Raw genomic sequence first — 14,419 nt, 5'->3', positions numbered from 1 at the left:
ACGATCGCGTGGCACGCATCTTTACGCTCGAATCCCCGCTCGGCGACGAGCTCAAGTTCCATCGCCTGAGCGGTTGGGAGGCGCTTGGCGCGCCGTTCGAATACCGCATCGACGCACTGGCGTCGAGCCACAGTTTGTCGCTGCGCGAACTGCTGGGCAAACCCGTGACCGTGACCGTGCAAATGCAGGATGGCGGCACGCGCTACCTGAACGGGATCGTCGCGCGGGCCTCGCTGAACGGCCGGCGCGCCGAGCGGCACTACGGTTACGAACTCGTCGTGCGGCCGTGGCTGTGGCTGGCTACGCGGCGCGCCGATTGCCGCATCTTTCAGAACAAGACGGTGCCGGACATCGTGCAGGAGGTGCTGGCACGTTATGGCTTTCCGATTGAAAACCGCTTGAGCGAGACCTATGCGCCACGCGAGTACTGCGTGCAGTACAACGAGAGCGACGCGACTTTTGTCGCGCGGCTCATGGAGTTCGAAGGCATCTACTACTACTTCAAGCACGCGGCCGAGTCGCATACGCTCGTGCTGTGTGACGGCATGGCCTCACACGTCGTGCTGCCCGGCTACGAGACGATTCCGTACTTCGGACAGGATCGCACTGCGATTGCCGATGAGGAGCACATCGACAGCTGGCTGCCCGCGCAGGAAGTCAGTGTCGGCACGCATCAAGCCAGCGATTACGACTACATCAAACCGCGCGCCGATCTGTCGGCTCAGCGCGTCGACCCGCGCGGGCACGATCACGACGGCTACGCGACGTTCGAATGGCCGGGCGGCTATCGCGACGATGGGCTGGGCGAGCATTACACCCGCGTACGGCTCGAGGAGCTGCAAGCGGAGCATGAGCGTGCAGAGGCGCATACCGATGTCCGGGGCATGGCGACCGGCTATCTGTTCACGCTCGAACGTTGTCCGCGTGCGGATCAGAACCGTCAGTATCTGATCGTGCGCAGCCAGTACCGCTTTCAGGAAAATGTCTATGCGAGCGAACACGAAGGCGAGGGTGTGCTGCACGAGACGAACGTGCTGGTCCAGCCGACGACGTTGCCGTTCCGCCCGCCGCGCGTGACACCGCGTCCGCGGACGCATGGCCCGCAGAGCGCGCTCGTCGTCGGGCCGCCCGGCGAGGAGATCTGGACCGATCGCTATGGACGCATCAAGCTGCAATTCCTGTGGGATCGCTACGGGCAGCGGGACCAGAACTCATCATGCTGGGTGCGCGTCTCGAGCCCGTGGGCCGGTGGCGGCTTCGGTGGCGTGCAGATTCCACGCGTCGGCGACGAGGTCATCGTCGACTTCATGAATGGCGACCCCGATTACCCGATCGTGACGGGCCGCGTCTATAACGGCGAAAGCATGCCGCCGTGGGATCTGCCCGCGAGCGCGACGCAAAGCGGTTTGTTGTCGCGGTCGTCGCCGGGCGGCGCGGCTTCGCATGCGAACGCGATGCGTTTCGAAGATGCGAAGGGCCTCGAACAGCTGTGGATGCATGCCGAGCGCAACCTCGACATGGAAGCCGAGGTCGATCATTCGATCTCGGTGGGTCGCGACCGCTCGCATTCGGTCGGACGTAACGAGACCATGCAAGTCGGCAACGATCGGCAAAAGAGCATCGGCAACAACGAGACCGTCAACGTTACCCAGCATCGCACGGCGCAGGTGGGTGCCAATGATACGACCAGTATCGGCGGCAACCATAGCGTGACCGTGAAGGGCGACAGCACGCATACCGTGACGGCTGGCAATCACCGCGTTGTGGTCGCTGCCGGCACGCAGGAGTTCGTCGTCAAAGGCGACAGCACGCACCTCGTCGAGGCCGGCTCGCACAAAATCAACGTCGCGAGCGGCGATTACGCACTCAATGCGGCGAAGTCGGTCCTGGTGCAGGCCACCGGCCAGGACCTCGGTCTCGTCAGCATGGGTGGCGCCGTGCAGGTCTACAGCCAAAAGCAAGGCGTATTCATCCAAGGCGATACGAAGGGGGTCGGTATCGTCGGCAACACGACGGGGGTGGGCATCGAGGGAACCGGACAGGGCGTGCAGATTAGCGGCAAAGGTGACCCTGGCATCACCGCGTTCGGCGATCCCAAGCTGAACCTCGGCGGCAAGTCGGAAGCGAATCTCGGGGCGCCGAAGGTCAACATCGGCGGTAACGGCGGGCCGTGCGAGGTGTCGATCACTGCGGACAAGATCGTGCTGTCGGTCAAAGGCGGCTCGATTACGCTCGACTCGTCGGGCGTCACGATCACGGGGGTGATCGCTTACGTGAATTGATCGGCACCGCCTGGTGCGCTTGCCATGGATGCCTGTGACGTATCAGGCGGGATCATTTGACACGAGGGTTCACGATGACGGACGAAACCGATAGCGCGACGCTCGAGGCGGTATTCGAGGAGGAGGCGATCGCCGCGTTGCGGCGGTTGTTCGATACAGGGGCCGGCAGTGCGGACGATACCGAACCGCGCACCGCATACGGCGTCCCGACACAACCGTCGTCGATGACGATGCCGATGACGTGGGTCGGTGAGGTCATCGACACGCATCACCCAGAGGCGATGGGATGCATCAAAGTGCGCTGGGCCGACTCGAGCGGTGCGCCACTCGAACGCTGGCTGACCTGCTTGCGCAACGTCAAGCCGCGGCGCGGCGAGCGCGTGCTGCTCGAGCAGCCAGGCAACTGGCCCGAGCCGCTTATCGTCGGCACGCTCGATGCGTTCAATGCGTTGGATGCGGGCAGCGCCGATACGGCAAGCACGCAGGATACCGAACGTGCGGCGTCGTTGAAGCTCGAGCCGGGGCAGTGCGTGTCGATCGCCGACGCGCAAGGCAAGGTATTGATGCAAGTGCAGGCCTCGCCGGAGGGGCCGGTCGTGCGCTTTCTCGAACCCAACGTCGCGGTCGAAGCGGCCGGCAAGCTACGTCTTGCTGCGCAGATGCTCGAGCTCGAAGGCGGGCGCGGTGGCATCGACATGCGTACCGAGGCTGATGCCGTCGTGCGCGCGCGCTATATCCGATTGAACTGAGCGGAAGGAAGCGTCTGGCCATGCATCGCGAGTTCGCTGCCATCGAGGGTGCGCTGGGCGAGTTCGTGACCCAGCCCGACGACCCGACGCTGCTCGTGCAGGCGGCCGATCACGATGTGGTCGTGCTGCTGAAGATGATGCAATCGCTCGATCGCAGGATGCAGCAGGCCATTTTTCTCGTGTTTCCGTTCGCGTGCGACTCGGTGCAGGCCTATCTGCGTCAGTGCCTCGACGCGCTGGCCGTGCAGATCGCGGCTGAGAACGCTGCGCGCACGAACACCGGCGCGCCGCCATGGGCACCGCTGCCGCTCGTGTGCATGGACGCGGGGCAGCCGCCAGCCGTCCGCTTGCGTGCGACTGTCGAGCACGTGCGTACGCTCGTGCCGGCGGGCGCGCCGATCGTCTGGGCATGGCTGCCGGCCACGCTCGCGGACGCGGAGGGCTTTCGTCAGATGGTGCTGCCGTTGCTGGCGATCGATGGCTTCGAGCCATGGATGGAAGGGCATCGCTTCTGCATTCGCGACGATGCCGGTGCCGATTCGCTGGGCGCGCTCGCGCAGGCTCGCCGGGCGGCGCACGTGCTGTTGTTGCCGGTCGACTTTTCGGGCGGGCGCGTGTTCGAGCATTTGCTTTCGACAGCCGGCGACGAAGCGTGCCCGATGCGCGAGCGCATGGATGCGCTGATGCAATTGGCTGCGTTCGACCTGGCACACAAGCGCTTTGACGACGCGCGGCTCAAGTATCGTGCGCTGTACGCGTATCACAGCAAGCAGGGGCAGCCGGTAGGCAAAGCGCAGGCGCTGCATGGTATCGGCGATTGCGCGCTGCACGAGGGCGCAGTGGCTGAGGCCAAGCGCTGGTATCTGCGCGCGATTCCGGTTGCGCTCGAGGCGAAGAATCTGACGATGGTGCTCAATGCGTTGATGGCCTCGGGCGATTGTTGCAGCCGTCTCGGGGAGCATGCGCGTGCGGCGATCTACTTCGAGCTGGCGAGTCGGAGCGCGGGGCGGATCATGTTTCCGCACGCGAAGATCGAGGCGATGCAAAGGCTTGGCGACGCGTTACTGGCGAGCAACGACGTGGCGGGTGCGGCAAGGAGCTGGATCGACGCGAAGGGCTTGGCCGAGCAATTCGGCTGCGACAGACTGCGTATGACGATGCTCGACCGGCTTGCCAATCTCTACGCGAAAGCCGGGCTCAAGGCCGAAGCGAAGGCTTATGAGCGCGAGAAGCTGGCACGCGCAGGCGAACACGCGTGACGCATGGCCTCGGTTGGCTCGTCGAGCTGCGCGGCGACTTGCATTTAGACGCAACGCTTCGTATCTTCGAACAAGAACGCTATCGGCGCGACAGTCGCTGGAAATGGAGTGACCCGTTCATGACCTTTTCTATCTATGCATTGCTTGGAGACAGGGCACCAACCATCTCGGACGAGGTGTTGGTCACTGAACTGAAAGAGTACTTTCGTAAGAAAGATGATTTCGCGCTCGAGTTCGAGGAGGCGATCATGCTCTGCTGGGGCGACTGGCGTGTGCGCTTTTTCTACGAGCACGGTCCCGAGGTCGAACAAGACTCGACGGTGATCGCCAGGATCCTCGGGGCCATTGCGCCCTACGATCTGTCGAGCATCGACAGGCGCATTCGCGTCGTGTTCCCTGACGACGACACGCGAGAGCATACGAATCACGTCTTGTTCGCGATGGACTTCCTGCGCAGCATTCCTGGCGTGATCATGTTCGATCCGCAGCAGCGTGACCTTGTGCCTTGAGTCTGTGCGCGAGACCGTTTTAACGTATGACGTATGGGTATCCTGCGTCGTCGGTGTCGTGCGGTTCTCTTTATCCGTTTCAATGTCGAGCGAGGCTTGAGCGACGCCGATCGCGTGCGTTGTCGCACGTAGCAAGCAGGGAGGGTTTACGTCCATTGGTGGGCAATCGATAAGTGCTTTACTTGGTGGAGCGCGAGCTTTCGTGCGTGTTTCTTTTTTCTTACCAATGGCTTGGGCGGTCGAGAGTTCGCGCTCGGCAGCGTCTACCGCTTGAAAGGAGGGATGCCATGTCGCGCAAGTACATCGATTGCAGGGAATATCCGAGCGAAATGAATTGCTCGGTCGCGTTATCGGCCGATACCGACAAAGAATTGCTCGAAGCAGCTGTGCAGCATGCAGTCACCGTTCATCATCACGTCGATTCGCCCGAGCTGCGTTCGCAGTTGACGGCGCTATTCAAGGAAGGCACACCGCCTGTCGACTCGCCGCGAGCCGCCTGATGCGCCGCTCACCTCCGCCGCGCGCGCACACGGCGCCCGATGCGGCATGTTCGGCGCGGCCGGCCTGTCGTCTCGCATGCCGGCCGTTGCAGCACACTCGGGCTCGTGCCGTGCGGCTGCCTGTCGTACGCCGACAGCCGTTCGATCGCGGCGCCCACGTCGCGGTGCTGAGCGGACCTTTTGCCCATTCGCCCGCGATCGTGCTCGCCGCGTGCCGGTCGCGCTTGATGCGCGTTACACGGTTGTTGCGCCCCGACGTCTGATCATGCAAATGAGCGAAGTCGAGATTTCGGGCGACAACGTCGTGCTCAAAGGGATCTTGGCGATCCCCAAGTCTCCACTGGGCATCGTCGCGTTTGCTCACGGTAGCGGCAGTGGGCGCTTGAGTCCTCGTAATCAGGAGGTTGCGCGTAGGTTCGAACGTAGCGGACTCGCGACACTACTATTCGATCTGCTGACCGACGAGGAGCACCAGCGCGATCTATTGTCGGCTGAATACCGTTTCGACATTGCGCTGCTCGCGCGCCGGCTCGCGCTGGCGCTCGAATGGTTGCGCACGCAGAAGGCGACTGCGTCATTGCCTGTTGGGTTGTTTGGTGCGAGTACCGGAGCGGCCGCGGCGCTTGTCGTGGCGGCTGACTATCCCGACGACGTGTGCGCCGTCGTCTCGCGAGGTGGGCGGCCCGACTTGGCGCACGATGCGCTGCCTCGCGTGGAAGCACCTACGCTGCTGATCGTCGGTGGGCTTGACGAAGAAGTGATTGGGCTCAATGGGCTGGCCGCGGGGCTGTTGCGTTGCGAACATCGCATCGCGATCGTGCCGGACGCGACGCACTTGTTCGAAGAGCCCGGCGCGCTCGAGCAAGTCGCGCGGCTTGCGGTCGAATGGTTCGTCGCGCGGCTGGCGGGGGATAGTGGGTCGTTTGAGTGAAGTATGCGGGGGGTACTTCTCTTCATCCGGTGAGTGCGCGGATGGATGGTTGGCTGGCTCTAATCGACCCACAACGGCCCGTCGCCTCTGTCGGCAACGGACATTCAGCGCACTGGGGTATGCCGCGTCAAATCATAGTATCGTCCGCACGCCCGCGGTGCGCGACCCATGGTCGGCTGTATCGCGTACGACGTGGCAGACCTGCACTCTGAATTCTGTAAAAAAGACGCTGCGCCCCTTCTTCTTCGCTTCCACGTGCTCCGGGTGTCTTGCCCAGGCACGCATTCCCTCCTCAGATTCGAACTCCACGATGGTCACGCGTTCGCCATCCTCGGCAACGAAGCCCTTGTGTGAGATATAGCCAGGTACATCGGCGGCCAGCGTGCTCATCCGGGACGCCCACTGTTTGTATTCATCTTGTGCGTCAGCGTTAAGCCTGGACCTGAAGACAGTCACGATCATTTTCAATTCCTTCACAAAGCCACGCGTGCGACATTGCAGCAGGCATGGCAGAGTCTAAGTTCAGCAATGTTTCATGTAAAATGAATATATAAGAAGATATTGTTCTCATTTTAAGAAAATGGACCTGACCGATCTGCGTGTATTTCAAGCTGTCGCTCATACGGGTGGCATCACTCGTGCTGCCGCATTGCTGCACAGAGTGCCGTCGAATATCACTACTCGAATTCAGCAACTGGAAAGCGATCTCGGAGCGACGCTCTTCATACGTGAGGGCAAGCGTTTTCAGCTATCGCCACAAGGCAAGGTTCTGCTCGACTATGCGACCCGCCTGCTGGCGCTGGCCGAAGAAGCGCGTGGAGCGATGCACGATGAAGTCCCGCGTGGCGTACTTAACCTGGGGGCAATGGAAAGCACTGCAGCCATTCGCCTTCCATCAGTACTTGGCCAGATGCATGAGCGCTATCCTGGTCTGTCGGTGGAACTGCGAACGGGCGCGCCTCGGCCTTTGACCGCGCGAGTTCTCGCGGGTGAACTGGACGCCGCGCTAGTCGCCGAGCCGGTTTCCGATACGCGACTGGAGACCATGCTCGCCTATGTCGAAGACCTGGTGATTATTGGCCCCCAGGATCATCGGCCCATCCGGTCAGCTCGCGATTTGCGCACGGGTACGCTACTGGCCTTCGAGCCGGATTGCCCGCATCGTCAGCGATTGGAGGCATGGTGCGCGCGTGACAGTGTGGTCCCTCAGCGGATTGTCGAGGTCGGCTCGTATCACGCAATTCTAGGCTGCTGCGTTGCAGGTATGGGCGTTGCGCTGATTCCCGCTGCGGTTCTTGATACCTATACCGAACGGGCCAGGCTGTCAGTGCACAAACTGAAAGGCGAATACCGCAGCGTCCGGACTCTTCTGATCTGGCGCAAAGATTCTCCGCAGCCAAAGGTCAGCGCTTTGGCAAATTTGCTGCAGGAAGTCCGGCGAAAATGATCAACATCGGAGCAGAAGAAATTCGATGGAGTTGCCCCATCCTCAATGACGGGTTTCCGACACCGATTGTCGACGATTCGAGCGCTGACACCGACCAGTCTGAAACTGGCCGATCACTGCCCGACGATGATCTGCCTTACACGACACTCTGGAGACGCTACGTCTCACCCGATGTGTTTCTGCATGAACACGCTCAGCGGGTCGTTCGTGTAATCGCCAAACGGTCCGCGCCGCTCATAGCCGGCTGAGGCGTACAAAGCCAGCGCCTCATGTTGGTACGGTCCGGTTTCGAGCTTGAGCAACTTGCAGCCAAGTGCTATTGCACGTGACTCGAGTAGAGCCATCAGTTTCCTGGCGACGCCTTGCCCTCGGCCGCGAGGACTGACATACATGCGTTTGAGCTCGCCGAATTCAGGACGGAGGACTATCGCCCCGCAGCCGATTGCCTGCCCCTCACTGTTCCGCGCAACGGCAAACAAGACATCGGGTTGCTTCAACGACGCGAGGTCCAATGCATGCCTGCTCTCTGGCGGGTACAGGGTGTCTTGGTACGCGTCCAGGTCGGCGACGAGGGCGATCACGTCTGGTTGATCGGGGGATTCGAAAGCGATGGTCATGGCTGAAGAAGCGGGGCGAAAGGGAAATTAAAGTACCGGACTACGAAAAAACAACCAATGACGGCCGCGGATATCAAAACTGACCAGCCTCGATGGCAAACCGCACATGCGGAGTGAAGGGCATCAGAACTGACCGGTCACGCGAGAAAATAGCATTGTGTGGGCGTCGGAGTTCGGCCGTTCGGCGCCCATATGACGGTTGGTTGGGTCGGACTACTTGTAGTAACCGACGCCGCATCCCAGGCCGGCGACCGCGGTAACGAAGCTCGCCTTCGGCACCCACGTCTTGTCAGCGCCGGCCTTGGGAGACATGTAGCTGACCTCGTTGACTTGGCCCTCTTTTGCCGCGTCATAGAGCCTTGGGCCATACACGTCGCCCGTAGGGTCCTTAAATGTCCTCGCATCCTTGCCGAGCAACCCCTTAACGTTGGGATTGCCGATCGCGACGAGGCGTCCGTCGCTGAGATTGAAGCAGAACGGATAGAGGTCGCCAGCAAGGAAGCCGTTTTCGCCCTTGTTGATCTGGTCGAGCGTCTTGGCCTTATCGGCTTTGATCGCCGCAACCGTTTTTTCAAGCATGGCCTTTGCGTCCGCCGCAGTACCTTGCGCGAATGCCGTGGCCGAGAACAAGGCAGCCATGGCGCCTAGCGCGCCAATCACGAGTTTACGAAACATGGACATTCCTCCCTGCTCGTCGAGCAATTTGCAATTGTCATGCAACGTGCGCAGGCAACAAGTCATCATATCCAAACATTGCCCCAATTGACCAGTCCACTCGTGCCCGCCGACGAGTTGATAAAAAGGCGTGGGGTGGCCATTTCCGGATTTGGCCCATCGCGTCGATCCTGGGCTTGATCGAAAGGACCGCTATCGAGGTGAATCGGCCGTTGGAATGGCGGCTTCATATCTTTTGCGAACGGCAACAACTGGCCGAGAGTAGTCGCACGCAACTGGCCTCTCTCGACCCGAAGGGGGCGTCATCCGGCATGGTTGCGAGCGTCTGCTTGCAACTCAACAACGCAAGCCCCTAACCACTCGTGAGCGCTCAACCAGAAGGCGCCGACCCACCGTTTGTGGCCGATATCGGCAAGCCGGTGATTTCTCATGACAGAAAGTGCTTGCACGGTCATCTGATGTCGATATACGATTCGTATATGTTTCATATATGGAGGGGCGCGTGGGCATTGTGAATATCGACGACGATTTGCACGATCAGATCCGAAAGGCAAGCGCTGTATCGTGCCGGTCAATCAACGCGCAAGCGGCCTTCTGGATCAAGGTCGGCATGTTGTGCGAAATGAATCCGACGATGAGTTTCAATGAGATCGTTGCCCGGGAACTGCGCGCCGCTGGCGTGGTAGCACAAGCCGTCGGGATAGCTTCGACATGACCAAGCGGCCAGAAGAAATCGCGTTGCTGGCGGAGTCAGGCAAATTGCTGGCGGATGTGTTTGCCCATCTGGACCAATTGAGCCTGATCGGTATGTCGACGATGCAGGTCAACGATTTGGTCGATGATCTCATCGTCAATGAGTTCAACGCACGCCCGGCAAGCAAAGGGCAGTACGGGTATGCCTACGCGCTCAACGCTTCGCGCAACAACGTGGTGTGCCATGGCGTCCCTTCCACGACGGGCATCCTGCTAGCCGGGGACATCGTCAACTTCGACATCACGTTGGAGAAGAATGGCTATATCGCCGATTCCAGCAAGACATATCTCGTCGGTGAGGTGTCGCTGCAGGCGAAACGGCTCGTGCAGGTGACTTACGAGGCAATGTGGAAGGGAATCAGGGCCGTTCGTCCCGGCGCTAGGCTTGGCGATGTGGGCCATGCTATCGAGCAGCACGCCCGGAGAAACGGCTATTCGGTCGTAAGGGAATATTGCGGACATGGCATCGGGCGGGAGATGCATGAGGACCCTCAAGTGCTGCATTGGGGAAAGCCGCGAACGGGTTTGATGTTGCGAGAGGGCATGGTGTTCACAATCGAACCGATGATCAACCAGGGACGCTCCGCCGTCTGGACTGAAGCGGATGGCTGGACGGTTGTGACACGCGATGGCCAACTGTCCGCGCAATTCGAGCACACTGTAGCCGTGACTCAAAACGGCGTACGGGTCTTGACGTTGCGTCCCGAGGAAGGGATGCTGAACTGACGGTCACTCACACCTCACGCTCGACCTTCAACTGCTTGCGCGTAATCTCGAAACACGTTATATACGTACTGCGGCTCGATACGCCGCTCTAAAAGAAAACCAGTTAGCAACTTGGGGGCGGGGGAAATCAGAATGGCGAATATATTCGACCTGCTTAGAAACAAGCGGGAAAAGCGCTATCACTGGATCATGATCGTGATTGGCGTCCTTCTGTGGCTCGCCATTGCGCAGGCAATCTACAAATATTGGAATGATCCCAAGGCGGGCCACTTCATCCAGCTCTACGTGGGATATGGTATCGCGGCCGTGATCTTCTACTGGCTGGCGTCCGCCGCCTATCGCGCATCCGCATTCGGTAACATGGTGCTGCTCAGCAACGAACAGTTCCCGCAGCTCCACGCGATGGTCGTCGACGCGTCGCGGGAGGTCGGCCTGTCCGAACCGCCGAAAACCTTCATCTACAATTCAAACGGCATTTTTAACGCCTTTGCGCGGCGCCTGCTCGGCGGCCGCTATATCTTCCTGACCAGTGCACTCGTCGAAGCGAATAGCGATGCCCAAGTGCGTTTCGTGATTGGTCACGAGCTGGGCCATCATGCAGCGGGACACTTGAACCCGTGGCTCAACGGGCTCAAGCTCCCGGCGCACGTCGTCCCATTTCTCGGCAAGGCTTACTCGCGTTCGCGGGAATACACCTGCGACAGCATTGGCGCCTATCTATCAAAGGACACGCACGCGTCGCGCGGCGCGTTGCAGATGCTGGGTTGCGGCTGCCGACGCCTGAATGCATCGATGGATTCCGACGCGTTTATGGCTCAAGAAAAGATGGTGCCGCCCATCTTCGGTTTCCTCACTGAAATCTTCCGGACCCACCCGCGGTTGACGCGGCGGGTCGCTGCAATCAATAACAGCGTGGCAAACCATGTACACGGTGGCTTCGAAAACACCTCACGGGAGCCGAAATTCAATGTCGGCAGTCACACGCTCGACTCGGAATAAAGAAACTCGTCATCGGGCCACGGACGTGGCGTAATTGAGATCAGGCAACGGAGGCGCTCGAAGCGCTTCCGAAGCCATAGGGCGACACCGCCGGCGCGCTTCATGGTGCTCAGACCGTCAAGACTCGCGTTCAGCCATCCGTCGAGACCGTGACAGTCTCCCACGCCCGGATCTCTTCTTCGAGCGCCGACAACTTGCCTCGCACCAGCCCAAGTGCATCGCTGCCCAGTAAAAGATGAACGGGCGGGCTGTCTGCAGCAATAGCCGCAAGCATCGCGCGTGCTGCTTTCCTAGGATCTCCGAGTTGCTTGCCGCTTTTTTCTTCGCGCGCTTTGCGGACGGGGTCAAAGATTTCGTCGTAATCCGGGATCGACCGGGGCGTCCGCGTCATTGAGCGGCCCGCCCAATCAGTGCGGAAGGAACCGGGCGCCACGGCTGTCACGGCGATACCAAAAGGCTTGACCTCTTTGGAAAGGGCTTCGGAGATGCCTTCAAGCGCGAACTTGCTTCCGCAGTAGTAAGCGATTCCTGGCATGGTGATGTGACCGCCCATCGACGTGATATTCAGAATGTGGCCGCGTCGACGCTTACGCATTCGGGGCAAGACGGCTTTCATCATGGCGACCGCGCCGAAGACATTCACATCGAACTGGCGACGCATCTCCGACAGAGGCGATTCTTCGATGATGCCTTCGTGACCGTAGCCGGCATTGTTGACCAACACATCGATGGGACCCACGCTCGTCTCGATTTCCGACACGACGCCATCGATGGCGCCGAAATCGGTCACGTCAAGAACCCATCCAAACGCGCTGCTCGCGGAGAGCGACTCGAAATCGCGCTTAGCCTGCGCACTTCTCACCGTACCGACAACCTTGTGCCCCACCGCGAGCGCCTCTTGTGCAAGGGCACGGCCAAAGCCGCTGCTGACGCCAGTGATGAGCAGAGTTTTGCTGGATGCCATTGAAGCACTCTTCCTAATGTCGAATGAAAAGTGCATGCTAATCTCGCGATCGAGGCCAAGATAGGCTGGTTTCGCTAATTTTCTTGCACAAAACTATGAAAGCAAAACCCGCCTCCACTGAGCAGCCTGAACTTTCCCGTGGAAGGCAGAACCACATCGTTACCCTGCTGCGCGCGTTGGCGCCCGACGAAGGCTACAACCTGACGGCGCTGCCGAGCGTCCGCGTCCTGCGTTCGAACCGGGCGCTGTCGCGCACGCCGGTTCTATACGATCCCGGCATTGTGATCGTTTGCCAGGGCCGCAAGCGAGGTTACTTCGGCGACCAGCTCTATCTCTACGATGAGCATCACTACCTCGCCGTGTCCGTGCCCGTCCCATTCACGATGGAAACTGACGCAACGCCGGAGCGCCCGCTGCTTGCGCTGTACCTACATCTGGATTTCGCTATGGCCGCCGAACTTGCGGCGCAGATTGATCGCGAAGGCGTGACGGAAAGCGTGCAGGCGCCTCAGAGCATGATGTCGACGCCGATGGACGACGCAATGCAGTCGTCCGTCTTGCGCTTTCTAGAGGCGATGCACCGGCCACTCGAAGCAGCCGTATTGGGCCAAGGCCTGCTGCGCGAACTGTACTTCCGTGTGCTCACTGGCGCACAGGGACACTCGATGAAAGAGGCCCTGGCGATGCGCGGACAGTTCGGCCGAATAGGCAAATCTCTGCGCCTCATCCACGCCAGCTATGCGCAGTCGCTCGACGTGACGCAGCTTGCTCAGGAGGCGGGCATGAGCGTCCCTAGCTTCCACAGCCACTTCAAGGCGATCACGCAGGTATCGCCCATGCAGTACGTCAAGTCGACGCGTCTACATCAGGCTCGCCTGTTGATGGTGCGCCAGGACCTGACCGCGGAGGCCGCGAGTCACGCCGTGGGCTACACGAGTCCTTCTCAGTTCAGCCGGGAGTTCAAGCGCCTCTTCGGCTTGACGCCAGCGGCAGAGACTAAGCGCATGCGCGAAAACTTCGCCGTACCGGCGTTCGCCGATACCACGTATGTCTCGTCGCATTGAGCCTCGCACGCTTCTTCCGTTGCACGCGTTTTGAACAACCAACGTTCGTTGAACATCTAGGAGCAGGCTCTCACAGGATCATCACGCAGGTCTGTTATGGCCGAGAGTAGCCGCACGCAACTGGCCTCTCTCGACCGAGGCCGTGTGAAAACGCACGCCGAACGCTCGAGTCGAAAAATTCAACCGTTCAGATCGCCGTGTATTGGCTTAGCAGCGGCCCGGGAAGGGTAAAGCGACATCTGAAAACCGAGTAGTTTCGCGTTTTCACACAGCCTCGACCCAAAGCGGAATTTGCCCCCGCCAAGGTGGGCTACGTGTAAGCAGACACTCAACTGCCGGACTAGACGCCATCTTCTATGGGGTTCTCTCGGGAAACATGCCGCCCGAGCTGTTGGGCGAGCCCGATGAGAATTCCTTCGGGACCCCGGATGTAGCAGAGCCGATACATGTTTTCGTACTGGACCACTTCGCCGATGAGCTTCGCGCCGCATTTGCCGAGCCGGGCGAGCGTATTGTCGATGTCCTCCACGGTGAACATGACGCGTAGGTAACCGAGAGCGTTCACTGGGGCGATGCGGTGATCGGCGACCACTGGCGGCGCGAGGAAGCGGGACAACTCGAGCCGGCTGTGACCGTCCGGCGTACGCATCATGGCAATCTCGACGCGCATGCCGCGCAATCCCGTGACGCCGTCTGCCCAGGCTCCTTCAACTGGGGCACGCCCTTCGAGATCGAGACCGAGTTCGGTGAAGAACTCAATGGCGGCATCAATGTCTTCCACGACGATGCCGACGTTGTCCATGCGCCTAACTGTCATGATGTTCCTTGGCGTCTAACTTGGTTATATGGTGGAGTTGACCCTGTAATCCCGGACACAGCATCACACTAAGGTTGCTGAATCCATCGCACGTCGGAACGCTCGTGGCGAACGATATTTCAACGCG

The 14,419-nt window shown here is 60.3% G+C and carries 16 protein-coding genes; 11 read left to right on the top strand and 5 right to left on the bottom strand.

Annotation, left to right across the window (positions count from 1 at the left end):
• Nucleotides 1-8: 8 nt before the first annotated feature.
• From D7S89_RS21785 to D7S89_RS21760, 6 genes are all read left to right on the top strand, one after another.
• Nucleotides 9-2,282 carry a type VI secretion system Vgr family protein gene (locus D7S89_RS21785; RefSeq protein WP_121280950.1) on the top strand — a complete coding sequence of 758 codons (2,274 nt, stop codon included), beginning with the start codon at nucleotides 9-11 and terminating at the stop codon, nucleotides 2,280-2,282.
• 74 nt (nucleotides 2,283-2,356) lie between these two features.
• The gene (locus D7S89_RS21780) at nucleotides 2,357-3,031 is read left to right on the top strand and encodes a hypothetical protein (protein WP_121280949.1); all 675 of its coding nucleotides are present in this window, start codon (nucleotides 2,357-2,359) and stop codon (nucleotides 3,029-3,031) included.
• 20 nt (nucleotides 3,032-3,051) lie between these two features.
• On the top strand, nucleotides 3,052-4,290 hold the full coding sequence (locus D7S89_RS21775; protein WP_121280948.1) for a tetratricopeptide repeat protein: 1,239 nt from the start codon (nucleotides 3,052-3,054) through the stop codon (nucleotides 4,288-4,290).
• The gene (locus tag D7S89_RS21770; RefSeq protein WP_121280947.1) at nucleotides 4,287-4,799 is read left to right on the top strand and encodes a hypothetical protein; all 513 of its coding nucleotides are present in this window, start codon (nucleotides 4,287-4,289) and stop codon (nucleotides 4,797-4,799) included. The genes D7S89_RS21775 and D7S89_RS21770 overlap by 4 nt, the downstream gene beginning before the upstream one ends.
• 287 nt (nucleotides 4,800-5,086) lie before the next feature.
• Nucleotides 5,087-5,299 carry a DUF1059 domain-containing protein gene (locus D7S89_RS21765; RefSeq protein WP_121280946.1) on the top strand — a complete coding sequence of 71 codons (213 nt, stop codon included), beginning with the start codon at nucleotides 5,087-5,089 and terminating at the stop codon, nucleotides 5,297-5,299.
• Between the two features lie 265 nt (nucleotides 5,300-5,564).
• Complete coding sequence (locus tag D7S89_RS21760) at nucleotides 5,565-6,230, top strand: dienelactone hydrolase family protein (RefSeq protein ID WP_121281060.1); 666 nt, start codon at nucleotides 5,565-5,567, stop codon at nucleotides 6,228-6,230.
• A 132-nt stretch (nucleotides 6,231-6,362) separates the two neighbouring features.
• On the opposite strand, the gene D7S89_RS21755 is transcribed toward D7S89_RS21760, so the two are convergent.
• Nucleotides 6,363-6,692: an antibiotic biosynthesis monooxygenase family protein gene (locus D7S89_RS21755; protein ID WP_121280945.1), complete on the bottom strand. Its 330-nt coding sequence runs from the start codon at nucleotides 6,690-6,692 to the stop codon at nucleotides 6,363-6,365.
• A 118-nt stretch (nucleotides 6,693-6,810) separates the two neighbouring features.
• Between D7S89_RS21755 and D7S89_RS21750 the strand changes: the two genes are divergently transcribed.
• Nucleotides 6,811-7,677 carry a LysR family transcriptional regulator gene (locus D7S89_RS21750; RefSeq protein WP_121280944.1) on the top strand — a complete coding sequence of 289 codons (867 nt, stop codon included), beginning with the start codon at nucleotides 6,811-6,813 and terminating at the stop codon, nucleotides 7,675-7,677.
• 164 nt (nucleotides 7,678-7,841) lie between these two features.
• Here D7S89_RS21750 and D7S89_RS21745 read toward each other — a convergent pair whose 3' ends face one another.
• Together D7S89_RS21745 and D7S89_RS21740 are read right to left on the bottom strand one after the other, a co-directional pair.
• Complete coding sequence (locus D7S89_RS21745; protein WP_121280943.1) at nucleotides 7,842-8,294, bottom strand: GNAT family N-acetyltransferase; 453 nt, start codon at nucleotides 8,292-8,294, stop codon at nucleotides 7,842-7,844.
• A 213-nt stretch (nucleotides 8,295-8,507) separates the two neighbouring features.
• A complete protein-coding gene (locus D7S89_RS21740; protein WP_121281059.1) occupies nucleotides 8,508-8,969 on the bottom strand; it encodes a cache domain-containing protein in 462 nt (153 codons plus the stop codon).
• Between the two features lie 502 nt (nucleotides 8,970-9,471).
• Between D7S89_RS21740 and D7S89_RS21735 the strand changes: the two genes are divergently transcribed.
• From D7S89_RS21735 to D7S89_RS21725, 3 genes are all read left to right on the top strand, one after another.
• Nucleotides 9,472-9,684, top strand: coding sequence for a ParD-like family protein (locus tag D7S89_RS21735; RefSeq protein ID WP_121281058.1), 213 nt, complete (start codon nucleotides 9,472-9,474; stop codon nucleotides 9,682-9,684).
• Nucleotides 9,681-10,448, top strand: coding sequence for a type I methionyl aminopeptidase (gene map, locus D7S89_RS21730; protein ID WP_121280942.1), 768 nt, complete (start codon nucleotides 9,681-9,683; stop codon nucleotides 10,446-10,448). Before D7S89_RS21735 ends, map begins: the two co-directional genes overlap by 4 nt.
• Nucleotides 10,449-10,580: 132 nt before the next feature.
• The gene (locus D7S89_RS21725) at nucleotides 10,581-11,447 is read left to right on the top strand and encodes a M48 family metallopeptidase (RefSeq protein WP_121280941.1); all 867 of its coding nucleotides are present in this window, start codon (nucleotides 10,581-10,583) and stop codon (nucleotides 11,445-11,447) included.
• A 130-nt stretch (nucleotides 11,448-11,577) separates the two neighbouring features.
• On the opposite strand, the gene D7S89_RS21720 is transcribed toward D7S89_RS21725, so the two are convergent.
• Complete coding sequence (locus D7S89_RS21720; protein WP_121280940.1) at nucleotides 11,578-12,411, bottom strand: oxidoreductase; 834 nt, start codon at nucleotides 12,409-12,411, stop codon at nucleotides 11,578-11,580.
• A gap of 95 nt (nucleotides 12,412-12,506) precedes the next feature.
• Here D7S89_RS21720 and D7S89_RS21715 point away from each other — a divergent pair, with 95 nt between their 5' ends.
• Nucleotides 12,507-13,475 (top strand): AraC family transcriptional regulator, encoded by a 969-nt coding sequence (locus D7S89_RS21715; RefSeq protein WP_121280939.1) that lies wholly within the window; start codon nucleotides 12,507-12,509, stop codon nucleotides 13,473-13,475.
• Between the two features lie 340 nt (nucleotides 13,476-13,815).
• On the opposite strand, the gene D7S89_RS21710 is transcribed toward D7S89_RS21715, so the two are convergent.
• On the bottom strand, nucleotides 13,816-14,292 hold the full coding sequence (locus D7S89_RS21710; RefSeq protein ID WP_121280938.1) for a VOC family protein: 477 nt from the start codon (nucleotides 14,290-14,292) through the stop codon (nucleotides 13,816-13,818).
• Nucleotides 14,293-14,419: the final 127 nt, after the last annotated feature.

The organism is Trinickia fusca (assembly GCF_003628145.1).
Lineage (GTDB): Bacteria > Pseudomonadota > Gammaproteobacteria > Burkholderiales > Burkholderiaceae > Trinickia > Trinickia fusca.
This window is presented reverse-complemented; position numbering and strand designations above follow the sequence as displayed.

Excerpts from the sequence above, each read along its gene's own strand:
- D7S89_RS21780 (WP_121280949.1), top strand. The coding sequence starts at position 2,357 with ATGACGGACGAAACCGATAGCGCGACGCTCGAGGCGGTATTCGAGGAG.
- D7S89_RS21775 (WP_121280948.1), top strand. The coding sequence starts at position 3,052 with ATGCATCGCGAGTTCGCTGCCATCGAGGGTGCGCTGGGCGAGTTCGTG.
- D7S89_RS21765 (WP_121280946.1), top strand. The coding sequence starts at position 5,087 with ATGTCGCGCAAGTACATCGATTGCAGGGAATATCCGAGCGAAATGAAT.
- D7S89_RS21760 (WP_121281060.1), top strand. The coding sequence starts at position 5,565 with ATGCAAATGAGCGAAGTCGAGATTTCGGGCGACAACGTCGTGCTCAAA.
- D7S89_RS21755 (WP_121280945.1), bottom strand. The coding sequence starts at position 6,692 with ATGATCGTGACTGTCTTCAGGTCCAGGCTTAACGCTGACGCACAAGAT.
- D7S89_RS21750 (WP_121280944.1), top strand. The coding sequence starts at position 6,811 with ATGGACCTGACCGATCTGCGTGTATTTCAAGCTGTCGCTCATACGGGT.
- D7S89_RS21745 (WP_121280943.1), bottom strand. The coding sequence starts at position 8,294 with ATGACCATCGCTTTCGAATCCCCCGATCAACCAGACGTGATCGCCCTC.
- D7S89_RS21740 (WP_121281059.1), bottom strand. The coding sequence starts at position 8,969 with ATGTTTCGTAAACTCGTGATTGGCGCGCTAGGCGCCATGGCTGCCTTG.
- map (WP_121280942.1), top strand. The coding sequence starts at position 9,681 with ATGACCAAGCGGCCAGAAGAAATCGCGTTGCTGGCGGAGTCAGGCAAA.
- D7S89_RS21725 (WP_121280941.1), top strand. The coding sequence starts at position 10,581 with ATGGCGAATATATTCGACCTGCTTAGAAACAAGCGGGAAAAGCGCTAT.
- D7S89_RS21720 (WP_121280940.1), bottom strand. The coding sequence starts at position 12,411 with ATGGCATCCAGCAAAACTCTGCTCATCACTGGCGTCAGCAGCGGCTTT.
- D7S89_RS21715 (WP_121280939.1), top strand. The coding sequence starts at position 12,507 with ATGAAAGCAAAACCCGCCTCCACTGAGCAGCCTGAACTTTCCCGTGGA.
- D7S89_RS21710 (WP_121280938.1), bottom strand. The coding sequence starts at position 14,292 with ATGACAGTTAGGCGCATGGACAACGTCGGCATCGTCGTGGAAGACATT.